Origin of the sequence: Acidiphilium rubrum (genome assembly GCF_900156265.1) — a bacterium.
GTDB classification, from domain to species: Bacteria; Pseudomonadota; Alphaproteobacteria; order Acetobacterales; family Acetobacteraceae; genus Acidiphilium; species Acidiphilium rubrum.
Genome location: NZ_FTNE01000002.1, coordinates 211050 through 236256 on the forward strand (window position 1 = coordinate 211050; position 25207 = coordinate 236256).

General features: G+C 64.7%; 28 protein-coding genes. 8 read left to right on the plus strand and 20 right to left on the minus strand.

Going from position 1 to position 25207, the window contains the following annotated elements:
* Nucleotides 1–6: 6 nt before the first annotated feature.
* From BW994_RS02555 to BW994_RS02590, 8 genes are read right to left on the minus strand one after another with little or no spacing between them, the layout of a single operon-like run.
* Nucleotides 7–141 carry a DUF1674 domain-containing protein gene (locus tag BW994_RS02555; RefSeq protein ID WP_076454336.1) on the minus strand — a complete coding sequence of 45 codons (135 nt, stop codon included), beginning with the start codon at nucleotides 139–141 and terminating at the stop codon, nucleotides 7–9.
* Complete coding sequence (ccmI, locus tag BW994_RS02560) at nucleotides 138–890, minus strand: c-type cytochrome biogenesis protein CcmI (protein ID WP_051657371.1); 753 nt, start codon at nucleotides 888–890, stop codon at nucleotides 138–140. The genes BW994_RS02555 and ccmI overlap by 4 nt, the downstream gene beginning before the upstream one ends.
* Nucleotides 887–1351 (minus strand): cytochrome c-type biogenesis protein, encoded by a 465-nt coding sequence (locus BW994_RS02565; RefSeq protein ID WP_029312098.1) that lies wholly within the window; start codon nucleotides 1349–1351, stop codon nucleotides 887–889. The genes ccmI and BW994_RS02565 overlap by 4 nt, the downstream gene beginning before the upstream one ends.
* Nucleotides 1348–1908, minus strand: coding sequence for a DsbE family thiol:disulfide interchange protein (locus tag BW994_RS02570; protein WP_029312097.1), 561 nt, complete (start codon nucleotides 1906–1908; stop codon nucleotides 1348–1350). Before BW994_RS02570 ends, BW994_RS02565 begins: the two co-directional genes overlap by 4 nt.
* Before the next feature lie 7 nt (nucleotides 1909–1915).
* Nucleotides 1916–3889 (minus strand): heme lyase CcmF/NrfE family subunit, encoded by a 1974-nt coding sequence (locus tag BW994_RS02575; RefSeq protein ID WP_029312096.1) that lies wholly within the window; start codon nucleotides 3887–3889, stop codon nucleotides 1916–1918.
* A 33-nt stretch (nucleotides 3890–3922) separates the two neighbouring features.
* A complete protein-coding gene (ccmE, locus tag BW994_RS02580) occupies nucleotides 3923–4444 on the minus strand; it encodes a cytochrome c maturation protein CcmE (protein ID WP_051657370.1) in 522 nt (173 codons plus the stop codon).
* Entirely contained in the window at nucleotides 4441–4614 is a 174-nt protein-coding gene (gene ccmD, locus BW994_RS02585; protein ID WP_139333949.1) for a heme exporter protein CcmD, read from the minus strand. The genes ccmE and ccmD overlap by 4 nt, the downstream gene beginning before the upstream one ends.
* Nucleotides 4611–5423, minus strand: a complete 813-nt coding sequence (locus BW994_RS02590) for a heme ABC transporter permease (RefSeq protein ID WP_051657369.1) — start codon at nucleotides 5421–5423, stop codon at nucleotides 4611–4613. Before BW994_RS02590 ends, ccmD begins: the two co-directional genes overlap by 4 nt.
* 140 nt (nucleotides 5424–5563) lie before the next feature.
* On the opposite strand from BW994_RS02590, the gene BW994_RS02595 reads away from it, so the two are divergent.
* Nucleotides 5564–5857, plus strand: coding sequence for a YciI family protein (locus tag BW994_RS02595; protein ID WP_029312093.1), 294 nt, complete (start codon nucleotides 5564–5566; stop codon nucleotides 5855–5857).
* An 8-nt stretch (nucleotides 5858–5865) separates the two neighbouring features.
* Complete coding sequence (locus BW994_RS02600; protein WP_029312092.1) at nucleotides 5866–6294, plus strand: EVE domain-containing protein; 429 nt, start codon at nucleotides 5866–5868, stop codon at nucleotides 6292–6294.
* A gap of 174 nt (nucleotides 6295–6468) precedes the next feature.
* Here BW994_RS02600 and BW994_RS02605 read toward each other — a convergent pair whose 3' ends face one another.
* A complete protein-coding gene (locus BW994_RS02605) occupies nucleotides 6469–7227 on the minus strand; it encodes an alpha/beta fold hydrolase (RefSeq protein WP_029312091.1) in 759 nt (252 codons plus the stop codon).
* A 250-nt stretch (nucleotides 7228–7477) separates the two neighbouring features.
* On the opposite strand from BW994_RS02605, the gene BW994_RS02610 reads away from it, so the two are divergent.
* From BW994_RS02610 to BW994_RS02625, 4 genes are read left to right on the plus strand one after another with little or no spacing between them, the layout of a single operon-like run.
* Nucleotides 7478–8044 (plus strand): class I SAM-dependent methyltransferase, encoded by a 567-nt coding sequence (locus BW994_RS02610; protein ID WP_245801498.1) that lies wholly within the window; start codon nucleotides 7478–7480, stop codon nucleotides 8042–8044.
* A gap of 24 nt (nucleotides 8045–8068) precedes the next feature.
* Nucleotides 8069–9394 (plus strand): O-antigen ligase family protein, encoded by a 1326-nt coding sequence (locus BW994_RS02615; protein ID WP_051657368.1) that lies wholly within the window; start codon nucleotides 8069–8071, stop codon nucleotides 9392–9394.
* The gene (locus BW994_RS02620; RefSeq protein ID WP_029312088.1) at nucleotides 9391–10461 is read left to right on the plus strand and encodes a YncE family protein; all 1071 of its coding nucleotides are present in this window, start codon (nucleotides 9391–9393) and stop codon (nucleotides 10459–10461) included. The genes BW994_RS02615 and BW994_RS02620 overlap by 4 nt, the downstream gene beginning before the upstream one ends.
* Entirely contained in the window at nucleotides 10461–11420 is a 960-nt protein-coding gene (locus BW994_RS02625) for a sterol desaturase family protein (protein ID WP_245594130.1), read from the plus strand. The genes BW994_RS02620 and BW994_RS02625 overlap by 1 nt, the downstream gene beginning before the upstream one ends.
* Before the next feature lie 37 nt (nucleotides 11421–11457).
* Here BW994_RS02625 and BW994_RS02630 read toward each other — a convergent pair whose 3' ends face one another.
* Nucleotides 11458–11826, minus strand: a complete 369-nt coding sequence (locus tag BW994_RS02630; protein WP_029312086.1) for a hypothetical protein — start codon at nucleotides 11824–11826, stop codon at nucleotides 11458–11460.
* Nucleotides 11827–12006: 180 nt separating this feature from the next.
* Between BW994_RS02630 and BW994_RS02635 the strand changes: the two genes are divergently transcribed.
* Together BW994_RS02635 and BW994_RS02640 are read left to right on the plus strand one after the other, a co-directional pair.
* Nucleotides 12007–13338, plus strand: a complete 1332-nt coding sequence (locus BW994_RS02635) for a DUF1800 domain-containing protein (protein WP_029312085.1) — start codon at nucleotides 12007–12009, stop codon at nucleotides 13336–13338.
* 6 nt (nucleotides 13339–13344) lie between these two features.
* Complete coding sequence (locus tag BW994_RS02640; RefSeq protein WP_245594129.1) at nucleotides 13345–14568, plus strand: DUF1501 domain-containing protein; 1224 nt, start codon at nucleotides 13345–13347, stop codon at nucleotides 14566–14568.
* 13 nt (nucleotides 14569–14581) lie between these two features.
* Here the strand turns inward: BW994_RS02640 and BW994_RS02645 are convergent, their stop codons facing one another.
* From BW994_RS02645 to rpsM, 10 genes are all read right to left on the minus strand, one after another.
* Entirely contained in the window at nucleotides 14582–15274 is a 693-nt protein-coding gene (locus tag BW994_RS02645; RefSeq protein ID WP_029312083.1) for a DUF4396 domain-containing protein, read from the minus strand.
* On the minus strand, nucleotides 15271–17526 hold the full coding sequence (locus tag BW994_RS02650) for a heavy metal translocating P-type ATPase (RefSeq protein WP_029312082.1): 2256 nt from the start codon (nucleotides 17524–17526) through the stop codon (nucleotides 15271–15273). The genes BW994_RS02645 and BW994_RS02650 overlap by 4 nt, the downstream gene beginning before the upstream one ends.
* Nucleotides 17527–17742: 216 nt before the next feature.
* Entirely contained in the window at nucleotides 17743–18138 is a 396-nt protein-coding gene (locus BW994_RS02655; RefSeq protein WP_029312081.1) for an MAPEG family protein, read from the minus strand.
* 42 nt (nucleotides 18139–18180) lie between these two features.
* Nucleotides 18181–19842, minus strand: a complete 1662-nt coding sequence (locus tag BW994_RS02660) for a M3 family oligoendopeptidase (protein ID WP_029312080.1) — start codon at nucleotides 19840–19842, stop codon at nucleotides 18181–18183.
* A 14-nt stretch (nucleotides 19843–19856) separates the two neighbouring features.
* Nucleotides 19857–21536, minus strand: a complete 1680-nt coding sequence (locus BW994_RS02665) for an ABC transporter ATP-binding protein (RefSeq protein ID WP_342667842.1) — start codon at nucleotides 21534–21536, stop codon at nucleotides 19857–19859.
* A gap of 455 nt (nucleotides 21537–21991) precedes the next feature.
* Nucleotides 21992–22309, minus strand: a complete 318-nt coding sequence (locus BW994_RS02670) for a hypothetical protein (RefSeq protein ID WP_029312078.1) — start codon at nucleotides 22307–22309, stop codon at nucleotides 21992–21994.
* A gap of 256 nt (nucleotides 22310–22565) precedes the next feature.
* The gene (rplQ, locus tag BW994_RS02675) at nucleotides 22566–23000 is read right to left on the minus strand and encodes a 50S ribosomal protein L17 (protein ID WP_029312077.1); all 435 of its coding nucleotides are present in this window, start codon (nucleotides 22998–23000) and stop codon (nucleotides 22566–22568) included.
* Nucleotides 23001–23034: 34 nt separating this feature from the next.
* Entirely contained in the window at nucleotides 23035–24054 is a 1020-nt protein-coding gene (locus BW994_RS02680) for a DNA-directed RNA polymerase subunit alpha (RefSeq protein ID WP_029312076.1), read from the minus strand.
* Nucleotides 24055–24164: 110 nt separating this feature from the next.
* Nucleotides 24165–24557, minus strand: a complete 393-nt coding sequence (rpsK, locus tag BW994_RS02685) for a 30S ribosomal protein S11 (RefSeq protein WP_029312075.1) — start codon at nucleotides 24555–24557, stop codon at nucleotides 24165–24167.
* Nucleotides 24558–24637: 80 nt separating this feature from the next.
* Nucleotides 24638–25015 (minus strand): 30S ribosomal protein S13, encoded by a 378-nt coding sequence (rpsM, locus tag BW994_RS02690; RefSeq protein WP_029312074.1) that lies wholly within the window; start codon nucleotides 25013–25015, stop codon nucleotides 24638–24640.
* Between the last annotated feature and the right edge of the window lie 192 nt (nucleotides 25016–25207).

The window sequence follows — 25207 nt, forward strand, 5'->3', positions numbered from 1 at the left end:
GAACGCTCAGAAATCCGTGCACCGCCCGTTGCGTTCCCAATCGCCGTACCGCGTCGGCTCGGGGCCTTTCGGGCCGCCGATCTCCTTGGGCATCGGCTTCGGTTCGGGTTTGGTCTCGGTCGGCTTCGTCGTTTCGGTCATGGTTTTGATGTGGCATCGCCCTGCGGCGCCGGCAAGGTCACCGCCGCCTCGCGCAGCCGCTGTTCGGCCAGCGAGCGCCACGGCGCATTCGCCGGTGCCTTGTCCAGCGCCTGATGAAACAGGGTCAGCGCCGTCGGCGTCACATGGCCGGCCGCCTCGGTTTCCGCCTCGGCGGTCTCCGCCGCCAGGGTCGCGTTGAACTTCAACCCCAACGCGACGGTCCACGCCTTCGCCGCCGCCGCCAGTTTGTTCTGGCTCACCAGCGCCTGGCCCAGCAGCAGATACCCCTGCCGCGCCTGCTCGGAATGCGGCGGAATCTGCGATAATTTCTGCTCCAGCTTCGCAATCAGCGCATCATCCTGCGCCCGCGCCGCCGATTGCGCGTGCAGCACCGCCGAATGCGGCTCCGATGGCACGAACGGCAAGCCGCCCGGCACGAACAGCGCAACCGCGGCAACCGGAATCGCCACCAGCGTCGCGATCAGCAGACCACGCGCCCGCCCATCCGCCGCCGGCTCGGGAATCGAATCCGCCACCAGCAGCCGGCGCTGCACCTCGAGCTTCGCACCCTGGAACTCGGCCTCCGGCAGCCGCCCATCCACCCGGTCGCGCTCGATTTCTTCGAGCTGCGACCGATGCAGCGCCACCGCCGTATCCCGCCGATACCGGATCGTGCCGCGCCGCAGCCACACAACCAACACCGGTGCCACCGCCACCAGCGACAGCACCGTCATCCATAGCCAGATCACGACAGCAATTCCTTCAGACGATCACGCTCGTCGGGCGAAAGCGGGGGTGCCCCCTGTTGTTTGCGCCGCCGCGCCAGCAGCAGCACCAGCAGGCCCAACGCCAGCGCGATCACCGGCGAAAACCACAGCAGCCAGGTCAGCGGGATCAACGGCGGCTTCAGCAGCACAAAAATCCCATAGCGATGCACCATGAAATCGACGATCTGCTGGTTGGTCTCGCCCTTCACCACCCGCCGGCGGATGATGCCGCGAAACTGCTTGGCAAGCCCGGCCTGTGAATTCTCCACCGTCTCGTTCTGGCACACCAGACACCGCAGCCGATCGCCGATCACCTCGGCGCGCTTTTCCTGCGGAATCGTCAGCACCACCCCGTCGCGCCGGATCGTGGTCGGCGTATCGGCCGCCGCAATCCCGAGCGCCAGACCCAGCCCGACCAGCGCCATGACCACCAGGCGCTTCATGTCAGCCGCTGCAATGCCGGCTTGAGCTGATCCTCGATGATCTCCGGAAACAACGGCCCGGCGGTATGCCAGCGCACCTCGCCGCCCGGCGCGATCAGGAAACTCTCAGGCACGCCATAAACCCCCCAGTTGATCGCAACCCGCCCCTCGGCATCACTCGCGAGCCGCCGGTACGGATCGCCGTTCTTCGCCAGATACAAATCGAGCGGCGCTGCCTTGTCCTGATAGGCAATGCCCCAGATATCCAGCCCCGATTTGGCGATCGCATCGAGATACGGCGCCTCTTCGACGCAAGGCACACACCAGGAGGCGAAAAAATTCACCAGCAACGGGCGCTTCTGCCCCATGATCGCCGCCTGATCGAACCCGGCATGCCCGTCATGCCCCGGCAGCGCAAACTCGGGCACCTTGTGCCCGACCAGCGGATTGTTGAACGCCTGCGGATTATACGTCCCCCGGCCCATCCGCTCCAGCAGCGCGTAGGATGCCACGCCCCCCGCCGCCACCACGACGAGCGGCAGGCCGAACATCAGCCGTCGGGTCAGCATCGTGGCCATGACGCTGCTAGACCGTGGCCGAACCGGCCGGCTTGCGCAGCTTCACCCGCGCCGGCGCCCCGATGCGGAACCGCCGGTCGCTCAACGAAATCGCCCCGCCCAGCGCCATGATGAACCCGCCCAGCCAGATCTCGGGGGCGAACGGATGCACATTGAACCGGAACTCGCCGCCGCCGGAATTATCCTCGCCGGCAAACGTCGCGAACATGTTGCGCACGCCATTGGTGCGGATCGCCGCCGCCACGGTTTTGACCTTCTGCGCCGTGAAATAGCGCCGCTCGGGTTTCAGCACCATCACCAGCTTGCCATGCCGCGTCACGGTAATCGTCGCCTTGCGCGCGGTATAATTCGGCCCGGTGGCGGGCACGATCGAATCGAGCTTCCAGTTGAAACCGCCCAGCGCGACCGACTGGCCGGGATGCAGCACCGTCACGTCATGCACCCGCAAAGTCATCCCCGCGATGCCGAGCACCACCACCCCGAACCCGAAATGGCCGAGCGCCGCACCCACCGAAGCCCGCGGGATCGTGCCCAGCCGCGCGAACGATTGCCCGAGCGGCACGCGGAACAACCGCACCCGCTCACCGATATCGATCAACGCGCCGATCATTACCCACACCGCACCGGCCAGCCCGAGCGCGGCGATGAAATGGCGCTGGAACGCGTAATAGGCGAACACAATCAGCGCCGCGACGGCGGCGTACCACACCTTGACCAGCGCCGGCCCGATCGCGCCGCGCTTCCACGGCAGCATCGGCCCCACCGCCATCGCCAGGATCAGCGGTGCGACCATCGGCAACACCGCCTGGTCATAGAACGGCGCGCCCACCGAAATCTGCATCCCGAACGCCAGATCGACGAACGGCGGATACATCGTGCCGGTGAACACCACGGCCGCGATGATGCACAGGAACACATTGTTCAAAATCAGCGCGCCCTCGCGCGAAACCGGCGCGAACATCCCCGTCGCCGCCAGCACCGGCGCGCGGATCGCAAACAACAGCAACGACCCGCCGATGGTCAGCGCCAGCAGCACCAGAATGAACAGACCCTGATTAGGCGAAGCCGCAAACGCATGCACCGAATTCAGCAGCCCCGAGCGCACCAGGAAGGTGCCGCACAGGCTGAGCGAAAACGTCGCGATCGCGAGCAGCACGCTCCAGGTCTTCAGCGCCTCGCGCTTCTCGACCACGATCGCGGAATGCAGCAGCGCGGTGCCGGTCAGCCACGGCAGCAACGCCACGTTCTCAACCGGGTCCCAGAACCAGAACCCGCCCCAGCCCAGCGTGTAGTACGACCAGAGCGACCCGAAACAAATCCCGCAGGTCAGGAAAATCCACGACACCAGCGTCCACGGCCGCACCCAGCGCCCCCAGGCGGCATCGACCCGCCCCTCGATCAACGCCGCCACCGCAAAGGCAAACGCGATCGAAAAGCCGACATAGCCGGTGTAGAGAATAGGCGGATGCACCGCGAGCCCCGGGTCCTGCAAAATCGGGTTCACCCCCGCGCCATGCAGCGGTGGCGGCCAGATCCGGCGGAACGGGTCGGACACGGCAAGCGTGAACAGCAAAAACCCGCCCGAAACCAGCCCGAGCACGCCCAGCACGCGGGCGCGCAGGCTGGTCGGAATATTGTTGCCGAACACCCCCACCGTCGCGCCGCACAGCGACAATATCAGGCACCACAGCAGCATCGAGCCGTCATGATTGCCCCAGGTGCCGGTGATCCGGTAAAACAGCGGCGTCGTGCTCGATGAAAATTCGGCGACATTACGCACCGTGAAATCCGATACCACGCCCGACCACACCAGCGCCGCAAACGCCAAGCCCAGCATGATGAACTGGCTGATCGCCAGCGCCGGCGCCGCCCGCAGCACCAGCCGGTCCCGCAGCATCGGCCCGAACAACCCGATCACCGCCTGCGCCGCGGCGATCGCCAGCGCGAGCGCGAGGACAAAATGACCCAGCGCGGGAATCATGCGGCCAACCTGCGGGTCACTACGATCGATCGATCATCCATTGTTATCAGCCTCGATGGTGCGCGGTGATTTATCATCCCAGGTCGCCGCATTGGGCGCCGGCCCGAATTTCGGGTTCCACTTGCCCGCCTTGCGCAACGCCTGCTCGACCGGTGCCGGCATATAGCTCGCGCCATGCTTCGCCAGCACGGTATCGGCCATGAACTCCCGATCGCCCTTGGCCATCGTCCCCACCGTCACCACCCCCTGCCCCTGGCGGAACAGCCCGGGCAGCACGCCGGTAAACACCACCGGGATCGAGGCCTGGCCATCGGTAATCCGGAATGTCGTGTACGGACGGCTATCGCGCGTGCCCATCACCACGGTATTGGCCTGCACCACCCCGCCCAGCCGGAATACCATGCCCGGCGCGGGATGCTTGGCGATCACCTCCTGCGGTGAGAGAAAAAACGACAGGCTGGATCGAAACGCGACCAGCATCAGCGCCGTCGCGCACGAAACCCCCGCGCCGCACGCCACCACCAGCCACAACCGGCGCGTCTTGCGACTCATCATGACTGTTCACCCTGCATCGCATCCCGCCCCCGCCGCCCGCGTGGCTCCACCGCGGCCAACCGCCGCCGCGCCGCGCGATAACGCAGCAGCGATGTCAGCGACAAAACCCCGAGAATCACGATCGTGGCGCCATAACTACCAACCACGTAGGGCATAACATGTTTTATCACGCCCCACCCCGCTCGGCCCGCGCCAGCAGCAGCGCGCGCGCCCGGTTCTCCATGATCCCGCTCGAAATCCGCCCCAGACACATCGCCGCAAACGCCAGATAAAACCCGACCGTGCAGATGATCAGCGGATACAGCATGGTCACATAAATCTTCGATGGCCCGGTTACCGAAATCGAATTGCCCTGATGCAGCGTGTTCCACCAGTAAACACTGAACACGATGATCGGCAGATTGACCGCACCCACCAGCCCGAGAATCGCCGCCGCCCGATAGCCATGCTGCGGATTATCGAACGCGCGGATCAGCGCCATATGCCCAAGATACAAAAACAATAAAATCAGAACCGAGGTCAGCCGCGCATCCCAAACCCAGTATGTGCCCCATTCAGGCCGCCCCCACAGCGAGCCGGAAATCAGGCAGAGCGCGGTAAACCCCGCACCCACCGGCCCGATCTCCTTGGCCGCGATATCCGCCAACGGATGCCGCCACACGATCGACAGCAGCGAACAGATCGCCAGCGCCGCATACCCGTTCATCGCCACCCAGGCGGCCGGGATGTGCACATACATGATGCGTGAAGCGATGCCCTGCTGCCAGTCCGCCGGCGCGTAGAAAAACCCCCACACCAGCCCGACCACGGTGGTCACGAATGCCACCATTGTCAGCCACGGCAGAATCGGCTGCACCAGGCGCTGGAACCGCCCCGGATTGGCGAAGCGATGCAGCCACGCCCCCGCCTTCGACTGCGGTGCACCGATCGGTCTGGCATCGATATCCCCGGTGTAATCCGGCATTCCTGTCCGTCCCATGCGCAAGGTCTAATACGAAATCGACGCTTTGCCATCCCCTTTGCCGCGTTTGCGCCGGCCACGCCGATCACATCTTGGCGTTGTTATATATCATACAATCGTGGCAGACACGGCGTGACCGAAAATAAAAGGAGATCGCCATGCAATTCATCCTGATCGCCCACGACCGCGCCGATGGTCTGCCCATCCGCAAACAGACCAGGCCGGACCACATCGCCTACCTCACCGAAATCGCCGGCAACATCGTCTTCGGCGGTCCTCTGCTCGATGACGACGGCAATCCCTGTGGCTCGACCATCATCTACGAAGCACCCGATCGCGCGATGGCCGAAACGCTGGTCGCCAACGACCCCTATTCCCGCGCCGGCCTGTTCGATCGCGTCGAAATCCGCGCGTTCCGCACCGTCGTGCGCGACGGCGCCATCACACCCTGAGCCGCCCGATGCCCAACTACTGGCTGGTCAAATCAGAGCCCGACGCCTTCTCGTGGGACCAGCAGGTCGCGAACCGCATCGAGCCCTGGACCGGCGTGCGCAACCACATGGCGAAAAGCAACCTCAAATCCATGCGGTTGGGCGATCTCGCGTTCTTCTACCACTCCAACATCGGCCGCGAGATCGTCGGCGTGGTCGAGATCGTGCGCGAAGCCTACCCCGACCCCAGCATGGAGCCCGGGCCCAAACCGCAGGACTGGGTCGCCGTCGATATGCAGGCCCGCGCCCCGCTGCCCCAGCCGGTCACCCTGGCCACCATCAAATCCGACCCCGCCCTCACCGGCATCGCCCTGATCCGCCTGTCCCGCCTGTCGGTCTGCCCGATCAGCCCCGAACACTGGGCGCATATCTGCACACTGGGCGGCTACGGCGCCTGACGCAGCCAGCCGCCGAACGTCGCCTCGGCGCATCCACCACTCGCAAGCCGCACCACCCACTCAACCGCATTTGGCGCCGGCGCCGTGGCAGCCTTTCCATCAACAGGCAGGAACTACACGCAAGATGCCCAGGCGGTGCGCACGATACCATGCCTCGGCTGGAATCGCGCGCACCTACCCCAAAAACCCCTCCAACGCCGCCACCACCGCCTGTGGCTTCTCGGCATGCAGCCAATGCCCGGTCTCCTCGATCGTCTCGATCACCGCCGCCGGAAAATATCGCCGAATCGCGCCATACGCCGACTCCGGCACATAAGACGACAGCGCCCCCCGCAAGAACAGCGCACCCCCCTGATACGACCCCGACAACCCCTCAGGCCACGAAACCAGATCGCCCATGGCCCCGGCAATCTCATCCAGCCCCAACCGCCAGCGCGGCGCGGCACCCAACACCAGATTATGCAGCAGAAACCCCCGCAACGCCGGATCAGGGATCGCCCCCGCCAACGCCGCATCGGCCTGCTGCCGGGTCAAATCCGGCGATAACGCCAAGCCCCGCATCGAAGCGACAAACAAATCATGCTCATGCCCATACGCGACCGGCGCAATATCCAGCACCGCCAACCGCTCGACCAGCGCCGGATCCACCAAGGCCAGCATCATCGCGATCTTGCCGCCCATCGAATGCCCGACCACCCGCGCCCGCCCCACCCCCAGCGCCGCCATCGTCTCCGCCACATCCGCCGCCATCGTCGCATACCGCATGTCCGCGGCATGACCGCTCGCACCATGATTGCGCGCATCGAGCGCAATCACCCGAAACCGCCCCGCCAAACCGCGCGCGATCACACCCAGATTGCGGCCCGAGCCGAACAGCCCGTGCAACAACACCACATCCGGGCCGGTGCCGGTGATGGTTGCCTGGAGGCGCATCAGGCGTGCGTCCAGCGGCAAGAAAGGCAAGCGAAAGACTTCTTTTTTGGAAAAAAGAAGCAAAAAACTTTTTGCCTCGGGGGCATGGGCGGTTTCACCGGCATGGGCCCAGACAAATAAAGTTTTTTTGCTTCTTTTTTTTCAAAAAAAGAAGTCTACCCCGATCCTTTCTCATCCTTACCCTCGCCTTAAAGTTGAATTCGCTTGAAACTAATCCCCACCAAGCTAGAGTCACCCCATGAACCCCGCAATGCAAGCCGACGACACCCGCCTCACACGCCTGATCACCCGCCAGGCTCAGAAGCGTCACCTCGCCGCCCTCTGGGCCGCAGCCGCCGGCATCGCCCCGGGCATGATCGTGCTCGACATCGGTGCCGGCTCCGGCGCGCTCTCGTTCGAATACGCTGCCCTGGTCGCCCCCGGCGGCCGGATCATCGCGATCGACCCCGATGCCGAATGCATCGCCCACATCAACGAACAAGCCACCAACCGCGCGCTGCCACTGCACGCCATCACCGGCACCGCCGAAGCCCTGCCGCCCCTACCCGCACCCCCCGATCGCGTCATGCTGACCGACGCGCTGCACCACATGAACGACCCGACCACCGCCCTGCGCCGCCTGCACGCCATCATGCCGCCTCACGCCATCCTGTTCATCGCGGAATACGACCCCGCCGGTGCCGGTGCCATGGGTGCGAAACTCAGCCGCCGCACCGCCCCCGCCACCGTCGCCGCGTTGCTCGCCGCCGCCGGCTTCACCATCCAGGCCCAGGCCGCGGCACCCGACGAGCATTACACCATCACTGCCATCCCATGATCGCCCCACCATGATCGCCCCACCATGATCACAATCGCCCGGCGCGACCCGATCGCCACGGCCGCCATCACCGCCCTGCTCGGCGTCGGCGCCATCGCCTGGCTGATGCCGCCGCTGATCATCCCGCTCCTGTTCGCCCTCGCCCTCGCCGTCGCCGCCACCATCGCCTACGCCCGCCCGGTCGCCGCCATGGCGCTCTGGCTCATCCTGGTCGAAACCACGCCGGAAATGTGGCTGTCGGACCTGATCGGCGCGCACGAACTCATCATCGCCCTGCTCAAATCCGCCGGCCTGCTGATCATCGCCCTCGCCGCCCTGCGCACCGCCCCGCGCGCCGACCGTTTCAACCCCTCCTACGCCTTCATCGTCATGTTCATCGATGGCGCGATCCACGGCCTCTGGCCCGGCCTGACCCCGATGGCCTCGCTCCGCTCGCTGATCGGCTCGGCCGCCCCCTTCGCCGCCGGCTACCTCCGCCTCAGTCCGGCGATGCGCGCCACCATCATCCGCTGCACCATCATCGGCCCCGCCATCACGGTCGGCTTCGGCATCGCCCTCGCCGCCCCCGGCATCCGCCCACTCTACGGTACCCAACTCGGCGCCATCCGCCTCGCCGCCTCCAGCGCCCCGGCCTTTCTCGGCGGCTTCGCCATGATCGCCATCTTCGCCGGCCTGCTCGAATATCTGCGCACCGGCCGGCCGCGCAACCTGGCCTGGATCGGCCTGAACTATATCATCCTGATCGCCACCGGCGCGCGCTCGCCGCTCGCCATGGCCGGCTTCATCACCCTCGCCACTCTGCTGATCACACCCTCACCCTTCCTCACCCCCGCCCGCCGCTTCGCAATCCTCGCCCTCGGCAGCGCCAGCCTCGGCATCGTGCTGATGGCCGCCTCCGCCCTGAGGGTCATCCGCGTGGTCGATCTGATCAACCTCGGCGACGCCGGCAGCCTGTCCAACCGCCAGCTCATTTGGCCCTTCTTCGAAGCCGCCGCCCGCCAATCCCCCTGGCTCGGCTGGGGCGTCGGCGCCGGCAAGGTCGTCGTCTCGATGAAATCCCACATCGGCCGCCTGCTCGGCACCAACGCCGCCCATAACGAATATCTGCGCATCACCGTCGAAGGCGGCGTGATCGGCGCGCTCCTCTTGTTCGCCATGCTCACCCTGTGGCTATGGCGGGGCAGCGCTGCGCTGCCCACCGCCCAGCGCCGCATCATCCGGCTTGTCTTCCTCGCGTTTGCCGTGCAATCCTTCACCGACAATACTTTGATCGCAACGACTAGCCTCGTGTTCTTCACCTGGGCGCGCGCGGTCTTCGTGAACCCCGATGAAAGCCCACCACCCGCATGACCGGTTCAGCCTCGCTCCCCCGCCGCACCCTGCTCGCCGCACCGTCCCTGCTCGCCCTGCCCGCGCTCGCGCGCGCCGCCGCCAAACCGTCCATCGCGCCCGCGGCACAGCCGCCTATCGCGCCCGCGGCACAGCCGCCCATCGCGCCCGCGGCACAGCCGCCCATCGCGATCGTCCTGAATTCCGGCGGTGCGACCGTCTCGATCATCGACATGGCCACCCGCAAAATCCTGCGCGACGAACCCACTTTCCGCGAACCGAGCCACTGGGCCCTCACGCCGGACGCCAAAAAACTTCTGATCGCCGATTCCGCCGGCAACGCCATCTTCTTCCTCGACCCCGCAACCGGCACCGAACTCGGCCATAAACTCATCCCCGACCCTTACCAGCTCTGGTTCAGCCCGGATGGCACCTACCTCACCATCACCTGCCTCCGCCTCAACCACGTCGATGTCTACCACGCCGCCAGCCTCACCCTGGCGCACCGCTTCAAACTCGGCTCGATGCCCTCGCACCTCAGCTACACGCCCGATTCCAAAACCGTCTTCGTCTCGATGCAGGACAGCGGCACCCTGGTCGCGATCGACCTCGCGAGCATGACCCCGCGCTGGACCACCAAAGTCGGCAAAACCCCCGCCGGCGTCATGTGGCACGACGGCGTCGTCCTCACCGCCATCATGGGCAGCGACCATGTCGCCGTGCTCGACCCCGCAACCGGCCGCATCACCCGCACCATCCTGACCGACAAGGGTGCCCACAACATCTTCCTCACCCCCGATCGCACCCAGCTCTACGTCACCAACCGCGTCGCCGGCTCCCTCACCGTGCTCGATGCCAAAACCCTCGGCTTCGTCAAACGCATCGCCATGCCCGGCGGCCCGGATGATCTCTGCTTCGCGCCCGACGGCAAACTCTGGATTGCGCTGCGCTTCGCCTCGCGCGTCGCCATCCACGACCCCGTCACCGGCGCCACCGACCATATCACCGTCGGCCGCTCGCCCCATGGCATCTTCATCTCCACCCTGCTGACCGACCGGCCAGCCCTCGCCGCCATGCGCCTCGCCTGATGCTGATCATGGCACATGTGCTCTCGCACATACCGGCCCACCCGTTCAACGACATCGCCGGCTGGATCGAGCAGATCGCCGTCCTGCCCATCCTTTACCGCGCCGGTCTCATGCAATGGAGCGAGCTGTCCTTCGGCTGGACCCTCGTTGCGGTCTACGGCATCACGCAGATGATCCTCGCCTACGCCGTCTGCGTCCCGCTCGAACGCCTCCGCCCGCTCGAACGCTGGACCACAAGCAAACCCATCCTGGTCGACGTGTTCTACACCTTCCTCGCGCGCGTCGGCGTGCTGCCGATCATGACCTTCGTGCTGTTCTACGCCGCCCAGGTTCAACTCGATGGCTTCCTCGCCGACCGCGGCTACGTCCCGCCGATGCTCGAAACCATCATCCCCGCCCTGTTCGGCCACCCGATCATCACCTTTGCCATCTACGCCCTCATCCTCGACTTCACCGATTACTGGCGCCACCGCCTGTCGCACCGGTTTTCGATCTGGTACGCGCTCCACGCCGTCCATCACGCCCAGCGCCAGATGACCTTCTGGTCCGACGACCGGAACCACATCATCGATGAAATCCTGAGCTTCCTCTGGTTCATGCTGATCGGCCTGCTCATCGGCATCCCACCCCTGCAATTTCCCATCCTGATCCTGATGCTGCGCTTCGTCGAAAGCCTCAGCCACGCCAACACCACACTCTCGTTCGGTAAAATCGGCGACCGCCTGCTCGTCTCGCCACGCTTCCACCGCACCCACCACGGCATCCTCGCCGCCGGCCAGAAATCCTGCAACTACGGCGCCGTCTTCCCGCTCTGGGATATCATCTTCCAAACCGCCGACTTCACCCGAACCCCAACCCCGACCGGCGACCCCACCGCCCCCGAAGCCATGGCCACCGGTACCTATCTGGCCCAGCAATGGTCCGGCATCGCCCACACCGTCCGGGCGTTGCGCGGCTAAGCCGCCAGGCGCCAACCGCAAATCCGCCTGGTAAACCTCATCCCAGCGCCACGATCGCTGACACAAGCGCGATCGCCGTGATCGCCACGCTTGCGTGCGCGCCGATCACCACGCCCGACAAACGCTTGCCCCGCCACGCCGCCATGATCACCAGCAGCCCCAGCAAAATCGCAAGCCCGAGCAACACCTCCGCCCCGACGCCAAACCCCGCCACCCCGGCGGACGCCGGCGGCGGATGCCGTTCGAGCCCGATCACCAGCTCCAGCAGCCCGGCCGCGCCCACCACGCCATGCACCAGCCCCAACATCCACCCCGCGGCCGGCGGCGGTGTGCCGCGCAGATAGCCAATCGACAGATAACCGCCGAGTGTGGCGGCCAGGAGCAGGAAAACCAGGGCAATCGTCATGCGCAAGCTCGTATCATTGCTGCTGCTCCCTGATAAAGACACGAAAAGGTTAAGAAAGGCCTTCTTTTTTCAAAAACAGGACCAAAAAATTCCCCTGCGTCCAATCAGCCGACAAGGCCGATACCGCCCGGTCGCAGTTTGCAACACTTCGCTACGCGCCACCCTGGTAATACCCAGTTCATGGACAGCGACATCACCCACGCCATGATCCGCTTCGGCTTCGGTGCCGGCGGCACCGCACCGGCCGCCACCAATGCGCGCGACTGGCTGCACGCCCAGCTCAAGGGACCAGACCCGGCCCTCGCCGATCCCTCCTTCGCCAACCTGCCCAGCGGGGCGGATGCGCTGCAGGCCCGCCGCACGGACGCGATGCAACGCAAACGCATCCTCGCCGCCGGCCAGCCCCTCAAGGGCAATTTCAAACCGCTCAGCCGCGCGATGTTCCTCGGCGACGCCAAAGCCCAGCTCGACTGGACGATCGACACCCCTTCCCCGTTCCGCGAGCGCCTGGTCTGGTTCTGGGCCAATCACTTCACCACCTCGATCCGCCAGGGCGGCATCGAAGCCCTGGTCGGCCCCTTCATCCGTGAAGCGATCCGCCCGCACGTGACCGGCAACTTCACCAATATGGTGCTCGCCGCCGAACGCCACCCCGCCATGCTGCTCTACCTCGCCAACGCTTTCTCGGTCGGCCCGAACAGCCCCGCCGGCCTGCGCTTTCATCGTGGCTTGAACGAAAACCTCGGCCGCGAATGCATGGAACTCCACACCGTCAGCCTGCGCGCCGGCTACACCCAGACCGACGTGACCAACATGGCCAAGCTGCTCACCGGCTGGTCGGTCAATCCGCAAAACCAACCCACCGGCTTCATGTTTCGCCCCTTCGCACACGAACCCGGCCCGCAAACCGTGCTCGGTCGTCAATTCCCGCCCGGCGAGGCCGGCGGCATCGCCGCCCTGCGCTTCCTGGCCACCCACCCCACCACCTACCAATCCCTCGCCAGCAAACTCGCCTGGCATTTCTGCGGCGATCATCCACCCCAAGCCGCGGTTGACCATCTCGCCACCGTGCTCACCGATACCAAAGGCAACCTCGGTGCCGCTGCCGCCGCATTGATCGACCTGCCCGCCGCCTGGCAACCGCTGACCAAAATCAAAACCCCGTTCGACTACACCATCTCGCTCGCCCGCGCCGCCGGCATCACCAACGCCCCGGTCGGCTTTCATCTCGGCACGCTCCGCAAACTCGGCCAGCCGCTCTGGGCCGCCCCGCTGCCGAACGGCTGGTCCGATCACGGTGCGGACTGGACCGGGTCGGACGCGGTGCTCGCAAGGGTCGATTTCGGCTTCACCGCCGCCGCCCGCGCGCAAAGCACCACGCCGATGGATGTCGCCCGCTCATCGCTCGGCCCCCTGCTGCACCCGGCCACCGCAACCGCCATCGCCACCGCCGGTTCGCCGCGCGAAGCCCTGGCCATGCTGTTCGCCGCCCCCGAATTCCAAAGGAGATAGGCCGCGATGAAGATCGCCCAGGATTCCATGAACATCGCCCTCACCCGCCGCGCCAGCCTGCTCGGCCTCGCCACCATCGCCGTCGCCGGCCGCGCCAAACTCGCCCTCGCCAGCGCGCCTACCGAGCAACGCCTCGTCGTCGTCCTCCTGCGCGGCGCGCTCGATGGCATGGCCGCCGTCGTGCCCTACGGCGATCCCAATTTGCAATCCCTGCGTGCCGCCCTGGTGCCGCCGCAATCCACCCTGCTCGACCTCGGCGGCTTCTTCGCCTTCCACCCCGCGCTGAAAAACCTGCACGCACTCTATCAGCAAAACGAGGTCCTGCCGGTCCACGCCATCGCCGGCCCCTATCGCACCCGCAGCCATTTCGAAGCGCAGGACTTCCTGCAAACCGGTATCGATCAGGTCGGCATCACCTCCGGCTGGCTCAACCGCCTGATCGCGGAACTCCCGTCCGGCGGCGTCACCGGCCAGGGCCTCGCGGTCGGCATGGGCATGCCGCTGCTGCTGCGCGGCCCCACCCCCGTCGCCTCCTACGCCCCGGCCGGGTTCGCCAAACCTTCACCCGCACTCTACGCCAACATCGCCGCCCTCAACCGGCCTGACCCCATGTTCGGCCCCGCCATCGCCGAAGGCCTGCGCGCCGCCCGCTTCGATCACGCCACCCTCGATGACCCCTCGATGGACGACGCCGCCGACCACACCATGGCAGCACCACCCCAGGCCTACGGTTTCCCCGCCCTCGCCCGCGCCGCCGGCACCCTGCTCGCAGCCCCCGGCGGCCCGCGCATCGCCGCCTTCCAACTCGAAGGCTGGGACACCCACGGCAACCAGATGAACCTGCTCCACCCCCCCCTCGCCGATCTCGATGCCGGTATCGCAACCCTGCGCACCGCCATGGGCCCGGCCTGGGCCAACACCACAATCCTGGTCATCACCGAATTCGGCCGCACCGCCCGCATCAACGGCACCCACGGCACCGATCACGGCACCGCAACCGTCGCGTTCCTCGCCGGCGGCTGCGTCGCCGGCGGCAAAATCCGCACCACCTGGCCCGGCCTCAACCCCACCCAGCTCTTCCAAAACCGCGACCTCGCCCCCACCGCCGATATCCGCAGCCTCGCCAAAGGCGTGATCCAGGCCCAGTTCCACCTCACCCCCACCGCCCTCGCCCGCGTCTTCCCCAACAGCAGCGATGCGGCACCGATGGCCGGATTGCTGCGGGTCTGAACCGTAGGAGCGGCTACATCGCGTCCTTAATACCGGTTTTAACCAGCACCCAGTTCATCGGATACGCCGTGGCAAACCCGATGATCATGCCGATCTGCATCATGAACCAGAATACCGGCGTGTCTGGTTTCGGCGGCGTCGTGAAAAACCCGAACTGCATCAGCGCCATCCAACCGAACAACCCGATCTCGAATGCGGTCAGCGAGAGCGCGTCGGCCTTGAATGCCGCGATCACGCCGGCCACCGGTTTCAGCCCGCGCATCGGTACGATCGAGGCGTATTGAAACCCGACGCCAAGGAGGAACGCAAACGCGTAATCGAGCACCAGTTGCGCCCCGAACGTCGAGCCGGCGATGGTGATGCCCGCGAAAAACACCAGAAATTCCGCGAAAATATCACCCAGCGTGCAGCCGGCGCCGCAATGGGTGGAGCCCACGAAGGTCTGCATCCAGAACGGCTTTGCCTCCTTGTGTTCATGATGATGCGCGTGGTCGTGGCCTGACATGGCAGGGCTGGCCTGCCGCCCCATCGTCCAATACGCCCATAGCGCCAACGGCCCGAAATACAGCGCCGTGATCGGCCACACCGGGTTCATCACCGCCATCGATTGTGGATGCCGGCGCAGATCGAGCGCGATGACGACGGCCGTAACGGCGGCGACCACCAGCGACACTATGGAAAGCCAGGTCAACCACGACGCGATCATGATTGCACCGCCGCCGGTCGCCATCGCCGCAGCAGCAAGGAGTTGGTCACCACGATCACGCTCGAAGCCGCCATCGCCGCCCCCGCGATCATCGGGTTGAGCAAGCCGAACGCGGCCAGCGGGATGCCGATGACGTTGAACGCAAACGCCCAGACCAGCCCCTGGCGGATCTTGCCGAAGGTCTTGCGCGCCACATCCAGCGCCCCGGCAACCAAAGCAGGATCGCCGCGCATCAACGTGATGCCGGCGGTGTGCATCGCGATGTCGGACCCGGTCGCCATTGCGATACCAAGATCGGCCGCGGCCAGTGCCGGCGCATCGTTCACACCATCGCCGACCATCGCGACCTGCCGCCCGTCGCCGCGCAGACGCTTGATGTGGGCCGCCTTCTGCTCCGGCAGGATATTGGCCATGACTTCATCGATTCCGAGCGCCGCCGCCGCAACTGCAGCGGCCCCCTGATTGTCGCCGGTCAGCAGCACGACTCGAATATTCTGGGCCCGCAACGCCGCGACGGCCGCCCGCGCTGTCGGTTTTACCGCATCGCCGAACGCGATGAGGCCGATAATTTTGGCAGCATCGGCCACATCGACCCCGCCACGATCGATCAACCACGCGATCGTGCGACCTTCGGCTTCCAAAGCGGCGGCGCGATCGGCCAGCGCCCCGGCATCGAGATCGGCTTCAGTGAGCAACCGACTGCTGCCGAGCACGACGCGCCGGCCCTCGACCTGCCCCTCGATCCCTCGCCCGGGCAACGCCTTCACCGCCTGCGCATGCGGCGCCTGAACACCATCCGCCGTCGCGCGCGCCAGCACGGCACGCGCCAGCGGGTGTTCGCTACCCTGCTGCAATGCAGCGGCGATTCGCAACAGCGCAACCGGATCAGCCCCCGGCGCCGCTTCCAGCGCCACGACGGCCGGTTGGCCTTCGGTCAACGTGCCGGTCTTGTCGAACGCGACGGTATCGATCGACCGTGCCCGCTCCAGGGTTTCCGCATCCTTGATCAGAATACCATGCGTCGCCGCCACACCGGTTCCCGCCATCACCGCCGTCGGTGTCGCAAGGCCGAGCGAGCACGGGCAGGCGATCACCAGCACCGCGACGGCGGTCAGCACCGCGTGCTCCACCGTTGCGCCCACAATCAGCCAACCGACCAACGTGATCAGTGCCACGACCAGCACCGCAGGCACGAACACCGCCGCCACCCGATCGACCAGCGCCTGGATCGGCGCCTTGCCGGCCTGCGCGCTTTCCACCAGCCGAATGATCCGCGCCAGCGTCGTCTCGCCGCCGACCGCCGTGGTCTCGACCAGCAGCACCCCATCGCCGTTGATCGCCCCGCCCGTCACCGGATCGCCGACGCTTTTGCTCACCGGCACGCTCTCGCCGGTCAGCATCGACAGATCGATTGCGCTATCCCCCGCGCGGATCGTGCCATCCACCGCGATCCGCTCGCCCGGCTTGACCACAACGAGATCACCCAGCCGGATCGCGCTCACCGCCACCTGCCGTTCCGTGCCATCCGCCGCCCGCAGCGTCGCCCGCTCCGGCCGCAGCGCGGTCAGTGCCTGCAGCGCCGCCCCGGTCTGGCGCTTGCCGCGCTGCTCCAGCAATTTGCCGAACAGGATCAGCGTGATCACCACGGTCGATGAATCGAAATACAGCACCGGCCGCCCGCCGATCATCCAGGACCGCACCAGCAAATACAGGCTCATGCCATAAGCGGCCGAGGTGCCGAGCGCGACCAGCACATCCATATTCGCGCTGCCCGCACGCAGCGCCTTGTACCCGGCCCGATAGAACCGCGCGCCGATCCAGAACTGCACCGGCGTCGCCAACGCCAGCGCGAGCCATCCCGGCAGCATGAACCGCGCCCCGGCCAGATCCGCGATCATCCCAATTACCAGCGGCGCCGTCAGCACTGCCGAGACCGCCAGCACCGCATAATCCCGCCGCGCCGCCCGATCGCGCAGCGCCGCCTCATCGGCATCGCCCGCCGGATCAATCACATGCGCGCCGTACCCCGCCCGCTCCACCGCCGCGATCATCGCCGCCGCATCCACCCCGCGCGCTACCACGCGCGCGGTTTCACTGGCCAGATTGACCTCGGCAAGCCCAACACCGTCCAGCTTTCGCAACGCCCGCTCGACCCGCCCGGAGCACGAGGCGCAAGTCATCCCCTCGATCGCCAGATCCACACTGATTTCGTCGGCTGCGGCCCGGTTGGGCATCGGCGTGAGCATGTTCATGGGAAAATCCTTGCCATCACCGTGGATATGGTGATTCCCACGATGGGAAGGTCAAGCCTGCGACATCAAACGCAAGGCGAGGCAGGAAGTGTCTTCTTTTTTGTGAACAAAAAAGAAGCAAAAAAAACTTTGTTAATCTAGGCCCGTGCCGGTGAAACGGCCCGTGCCCCTGAATCAGAAAGTTCTTTGCTTCTTTTTTCCAAAAAAGAAGCCTTCCTACCCACCCAGCAGCAGCATCACCGCCACCACCGCCAGCACCACCCAGGTGATAAACGCCCCCGGCGCCCGCAGCGCGAATTGCTGCGTTGAGTTCTCGCGCGCCATCATCCCGAACGGATGAATCACGCGCGCCACCACCAGCGGCAGCAGCAACGCGTTCATCGTCACCGTCCCCGCCCCGCGCGCCTCGAGCAGTGCCGCCAGCACCAGAATCAGCGGCACGTATTCGTTGAAATTCGCATGCGCGCGGATGCGCCGGTTCAGATTGTCATTGCCGCCATCGCCATGAAGCACCTTGAACTTACCCCGGCCCGCCACGACCCAGCCGGTGATCGCCAGATAGATCAAGGCCAGGATCGCAGCATAAATCGCCGTGATGTGCGGGAAAATCATCGGCACCCCGTACCACCGCACACCATCGAAAAACGCCTCACCTCACAGCGCCAGCGTCGCTTCGGCTGTCTCCACCACCGCCTGCAACGCACCCGCCTCGAACGGCGATTTCAGCTTGGCTGCCTCCACCAGCTTGCCGAATGGTGCTGAGCCACCCAGGCCGCAGAGATCGACATAGGTGTCAAAACTCGCCTGGTAATCCTGCTGCGATTTCACCCAGAACTGCAAGGCGCAGCACTGTGCCAGCGTGTAATCGATGTAATAGAACGGCGCGCGATAAATATGCAGCTGCGCCTGCCACCGCCCGCCCATCGCCGGATACGCCAGATCGCCCCAGTTGCGCCACGGCAGATACATCGCCTCCAGCCGCCGCCACATCTGATGCCGCTCGGCCGGCGTCGCCTCGGGCCTGGCATAGACCTCATGCTGGAAATGATCGACGCACACCCCATACGGCAGAAACTCCAGCGCGCCGATCAGATGCATCCGCTGATACCGCGCCGCCTGGTCACCGAACATCGGCGCAATATGCGGATAGGCCAGAAACTCCAGGCTCATCGAATGAATTTCCGCCGATTCCGACGTCGGCCACAAATAATCGACCGAAGGCTGATTGCGGCTCTGATAGTTCTGGAACGCGTGGCCCATCTCATGGGTGAACACATCGACGTCGTGATGCGTGCCGTTGAAATTGGCGAAAATATACGGCATCCCGACCGCCGGAAACGAGGTGCAGAACCCGCCGCCCGCCTTGGTCGGCCGGTTCTTCAAATCCATGAAGCCGCCTTCGTTCATCTGCCGGTAGAACCCGGCCAGCCGCGGGTCCATCGCCTCGAACATCGCATTGGCCTTGGCGACCAACTCATCATGATCGCCCTGCGGCTTCGGATTGCCCTTGGGGTCGGTCAACGGCTCATCCCACGCATAGAGCGTGTCCAACCCGTTCGCGATCCGCCGCTGCTCGATCAGTTTTGCCACCAGCGGCGTCACATGCTTGAGCACCTCGGCCCGATAGGTCGCGACCTGCGCCGGCCCGTAATCCAGCCGCCCCATCCGCCGATATCCCAGCGCCGTGAAGCTCTCATCGCCCAACGCCCGCGCCATCTTGTGCCGCAGCTTGACCAATTCGTCGTAAATCTCATCGAGCTCGGTGCCATGCTCCGCGAAAAACCCCCAGCGCGCCGCGGCGGCACGATGCCGCGTGTCCCGATCCAGGCTTTCGGTATACGGCGTCAGCCCCGCCAGATTGACCGTCTCGCCATCGAACTCGAATGTCGCCGAGGCCAGCAGCGCGGTATAGCGCGCCTCCAGCTTCGACTCCTCCTCCAAATCATCGGCGATCACCGGGGCGAACGTCGTCACGTCGTTGCGCCAGATATCCACCGCATGTTTGCCGTACTGCGCCTCGATCAGCGCGGGATCGAGTGCGAGCAACCGGTTCTTGAAACTGGTCTCATGATCGGCGATCACCGGGCCCAGCGCATCGGCATACTCCCGCGCCGCCTTATACTCCTCGTTCGCGGTATCCTGCGAAAACCGCAGATGCACCAGCGCCGACCAGGTCCCGGTCGCGCGGCGCAGTCCTTCCCACTCGGCCAGCGCCTCGCGCACCGCATCGCGGTCGAGCAATCCGTTGAGCGAGGCATACGCCGCCGCCAGGCTGTCGCGCGTCGGCGTCACCGCTTCGATATCATCGAACTTCATTGTCAGCGTCCTCTTTATTGTTGCGTCATCAACCCAAGCGCCTGCCGCTCGAACAGCCGGCGATAAATGCCACCCTGCCGCGCCGTCAGCGCCTCATGCGTGCCTTGCTCCACGATCGAACCCTGATCGAAAACCAGGATGCGGTCCAGCGCCCGCACGGTCGAGAGTCTGTGAGCAACCACGATCACGGTGCGCCCGGTCATCAACCGCTCGACCGCCTGCTGGATCAGCGCTTCGGATTCCGAATCGAGGCTCGCCGTCGCCTCATCGAGAATCAAAATCGGCGCATCGGCCAGAAACGCCCGCGCGATCGCGACGCGCTGCCGCTCGCCGCCCGAAAGCTTCACCCCCCGCTCACCGACCAGCGTGCGATACCCGTTCGGCAGGTTCATGATGAAATCATGCGCGTTCGCCTGCATCGCCGCGTTCTCGATCTCCGCCATCGTCGCATCGGGCCTGCCATAGGCGATGTTCTCGGCCAGCGAGCGATGAAACAAGATCGGTTCCTGCGCCACGATCGCGATCGAACCCCGCAGCGATTCCTGCGTCACCTGCCCGATGCTCTGCCCATCGATCCGGATGTCCCCGCCCGTCACGTCATGCAACCGCTGGATCAGCTTGACGAAGCTGGTCTTGCCCGAGCCCGAATGCCCGACCAGGCCGACCCGCTCACCCGAGGCGATCGTCACCGACAAATCCCGGAACAGCGGCTCGACATGCTTGCCATAGGCAAAATCGACATGATCGAACACGATCTCGCCACGCAGTATCTGCGCCGGCATCGCCCCGGGCCGATCAGCGATCGCGAAGGGCTGCGCCTCCATCCGCACCATGTCCTCCATCTCGTTCACCGCGCGTTGCAGCATCGCGATGTGATAACCCACGTCGCGCAGATAGCCGAGCACGATCAGATAGGCGGTGATCACGGTCGCCACTTCACCGGGCGTCGCCCGCCTGATCCACCACAAATACAGCGCAAGCCCGATGATCGCGACCCGCAGCACCATCAGCGCGCCACCCTGCCCGGTGCCGACCCAGTTGCCCCGGAACCACGAGCGCCGGGTCCGGCGCTGCCATTTGTCGATCACCCGGGCCAGAATCGCATCCTCACGCGCCTCGGCGGCAAACCCCTTCACCACGGCGTTGCACGACACCGCATCCGCCAAGGCCCCGCCCATCGCGGTATCGCAGCGGTTCGACAGTTGCGACGCCGGCGACACGTAACGCGTCTGCAACCACACCGTCGCGCCGACATATAAAACAGCACCCACGGCGATCAGCGCACCGATCGACGGCGATTGCAGCCCCAACATGATCGACGTGCCGATCAGCACGGCAAGCGCCGGCAGCATCGCGATCAGCACGGTATCGTTCAGCAAATCCAGCGCCCAGATGCCACGGGTGATCTTCCGCACGATCGCACCGGCAAAATTATTGGCATGCCAGTCCGAGGCAAAGCGCTGCACCCGATAAAAGGAATCGCTGGCCATCTCCCCCATGATCTTCAGGGTCAATCCCACGATCGAGCGAAACCCGATGTAGCGCAGCAGGGTCTGTGCGGCGCCGAGTGCGGCAATCATCGCCAGCGCCATCACCGCAGCGCGCAACGAAGCGCCGCTGCGCGTCGCGACCGCATTGATCAGATCACCGGCATAGAGCGGCATGAACACATCTGTCAGCGTCGCCAGCAGCATGGCAATCACCGTCCCAGCAAACAGCCCCGGATGAGCCCGCCACCGCCGAAAAACAAAACCAAACACCGCGCGAAACGGCGATGCGATCTTAAGATCCAAGGAGGACATGAATTGACCGACCCCGCTGACGCGAGGTCACCTCTGATATATCAATGTTGAAAACGATCGAACAGGCACCAGAAAGTGCCGGGCGGAAAACCTAGTTCGCGGCGCGCGCTGGCCCGAACGGGAATCCGCTAAAGGAAGCATCTGCGTTAAAATACATCATAGCCCCCTTCAAGAGTGTTGACCGATACCCTTGAGTAGCGGGGCCGGTCGCCGATGTCCAGCATAAAATGCTTGCGTCTCGGGATGGGGGCAGCACGCCAAGGAAGGGAAGGCTTCTTTTTTGTAAAAAAGAAGCAAAAAACTTTTATTCGTTTGGGATCGGGGGGACGGTGAGGCTGTTGCCACACTCACTCCGCGTGCGACGGGCGAACGACCAGGTTTTCCGAGCTCAGCTTGCATTTCCGCGCTGCCGATGTCACGGCACCGTTATCGATGCGGTCATAAACCACGGTCAGCCCCTGCGCGATCGCGTTGGTCGACGCATTTGCGGTGATGTCACTCGCCTGCAACGAGGGTGCTGCCACCAGATAAACCGTACCGCCCAGCTTGTTCTGCATCTGCACCTGGCAGAACATCGCCGTCTGCCGCGCGGCGGGCGACAGGCCGGACAAGAACGTCGCGTTATCGGCCTTTGCCTGAGCGGCGGTCAGAGGCCCGGAACTCATGCCACCCGAGCATGAAGCGAGACCCAACAGGACTGGAAGTGAGACGAGCGTGATTGTTTTCATGCCGCGAAAATAACCGCGGACCACGATTTTGCAACGAAAAAGGCGCCGCAACAGCAGCGCCCCTCCTTAACCTCAAGCAAACGTGAGCAATAGACCCGTAACTTGATGAGCAAACCCGCCCACAACCAAGATTCAAAAAAGTTTTTTGCTTCTTTTTTGCAAAAAAGAAGTGCTTCCTTAATCTAACGCGATCTCAAGCCGCCTCAGCCGTATCGTCCTCATCATCCTTGACCTCAGGCTTCGGACCGCTATCGAGCCCCTTCGCCGCCAGATCACGATCGACCAGTTCGATCACCGCCATATCCGCCGCATCGCCATAGCGCATCCCGGCCTTCAGCACGCGGGTATAACCACCCTGGCGCTCCTTGTACCGGTCGGCCAGCGCCGCGAACAGCTTGGACACGATCACCTCATCGCGCAGCACCGCATGAGCCTGGCGGCGCGCATGCAGCCCGCCACGCTTGCCCAGCGTGATCAACCGGTCAGCCACCGGTGCCAGTTCCTTGGCCTTCGGCAACGTCGTGGTGATCTGCTCATGCTTGAGCAGGGCCACCGCCATGTTGCGGAACATGGCCGCACGGTGGGACGTGGTGACGCCGAGTTTACGTCCAGCAATTCCGTGACGCATAGGGGTTACTCCAGATCAGAAAAAAAATGACGAGTTAGAACGGCTGGTCGGAACGCTTGACCAGATCTTCGATATTCTCAGGCGGCCAGTCCGGCACCAACATGCCCAGGCCGAGGCCCATGGCGGTCAGCACTTCCTTGATTTCATTGAGCGATTTACGGCCGAAGTTCGGCGTGCGCAGCATTTCCTGTTCGGATTTCTGCACCAGATCGCCGATATAGACGATATTGTCGTTCTTCAGGCAGTTGGCCGAACGGACCGACAATTCCAGCTCGTCCACCTTGCGCAGCAGATTCGGGTTGAACGGCAGTTCCGGGCGCGGCTCTTCCGAGCGCAGCCGCTGCGGCTCCTCGAAATTGACGAACATGCCCAGCTGGTCCTGCAGAATGCGCGCGGCCAGAGCCACCGCATCCTCAGGCGTCACCGCACCGTTGGTCTCGATCGCGATGATCAACCGATCGTAATCGGTCACCTGCCCAACGCGGGTCGGCTCGACGCGATAGGAAACCTTGCGCACCGGCGAATAGATCGAATCGACCGGAATCAACCCGATCGGCGCGTCTTCCGGCCGGTTGGCCGAAGCCGCCACGTAGCCACGGCCGGAATCGACGGTGAATTCCATGCCCAGCGTCGCGCCGTCATCCAGCGTGCACAGCACCAGCTCGGGGTTCATCACCTCGATATCATGGCCGGACTGGATCATCGCGGCGGTCACTTCGCACGGACCCTTGGCGCTCAGCGTCATCCGCTTCGGGCCATCACCATGCATCCGTACCGCGATCTGCTTGATGTTCAGCACGATGTCGGTCACGTCCTCGCGCACACCGGCGATCGAGGAAAACTCATGCAGCACGCCATCGATCCGCACCGCGGTCACCGCCGCGCCATGCAGCGAGGACAACAAAATCCGCCGCAACGCATTGCCCAACGTCACGCCGAAGCCACGCTCCAGCGGCTCGGCAATGATCGTCGCCATCCGCATGTCATCGGCGCCAGGCTCGATATCGAGCTTCTCCGGCTTGCGCAGGGACTGCCAGTTCCGCTGCATCGCCAAATTGGTATCTTTCAGCATCAAATCCTCCGGTCAGGCGAAAAATCCGCCCTCACCTTCCAAAAACGCATCGTCCGCCAGGCACGCGACGCAAGCCCGTAACACCCGGCAGATTACACCCGGCGGCGCTTGCGGGCGCGGCAACCGTTGTGCGGAATCGGCGTCAGATCGCGAATCGCCGTGATCGAGAACCCGACGGTCTGCAACGCACGCAGCGCACTCTCACGGCCCGAACCCGGACCGCTCACTTCGATCTCCAGCGTCTCCATGCCGTGCTCGCGCGCCTTGCGGCCGGCGTCCTCGGCGGCAACCTGCGCGGCGTACGGGGTGGACTTGCGGCTGCCCTTGAAACCCTGGCTCCCGGCGGAAGACCACGAAATCGCATTACCCTGCGCGTCGGTGATCGTCACCATCGTGTTGTTGAAGCTGGCGAGCACATGCGCGACGCCTGAACTGATATTTTTGCGTTCCTTGCGGCGGGGACGCGCGGCGGCTGGTTTGGCCATGGAAAATCCTGTCTTTCTCTCGACCCGCCGCCAAGCCAAGCCCGGCGCGGATCACTGCATCGATGCGAAGAACCGAAGGGTTACTTCGTGACCTTCTTTTTACCGGCGATCGCCACGGCCTTACCCTTGCGGGTACGCGCGTTGGTATGCGTCCGCTGACCACGCACCGGCAGACCCTTGCGGTGGCGCAGGCCGCGGTAGCAACCCAGATCGACCAGCCGCTTGATGTTCATCGCCACTTCACGACGCAGATCACCCTCGACGCGGAAATCCTTGTCGATCAATTCACGGATCTTGCCGATCTCGTCGTCCGACAGATGGTTGACCCGCTTGTCGTCGCCGATATTCAGCGTCGTGCAAATGTCACGAGCCTTGGTCGGCCCGATACCGTAGATGTAACGCAGGCTGATCAGCACGCGCTTGTTCGATGGGATGTTTACGCCGGCAATACGCGCCACGAAGCTGCTCCTTGGTCTCCGCAGATGCGGATTGAAATCGTCGAATGGATAATGACAATCACGAAACCCGGCCCGCCCAATGGGCAGAACCCAATTCCGAAAATCATCATCTGAACAAAGTGCGGCACTCCACCAGGGAGCGCCGCAGATGGCTGTCTCTATCGCCGGGGGCGATGCGAGTCAATCAAATGA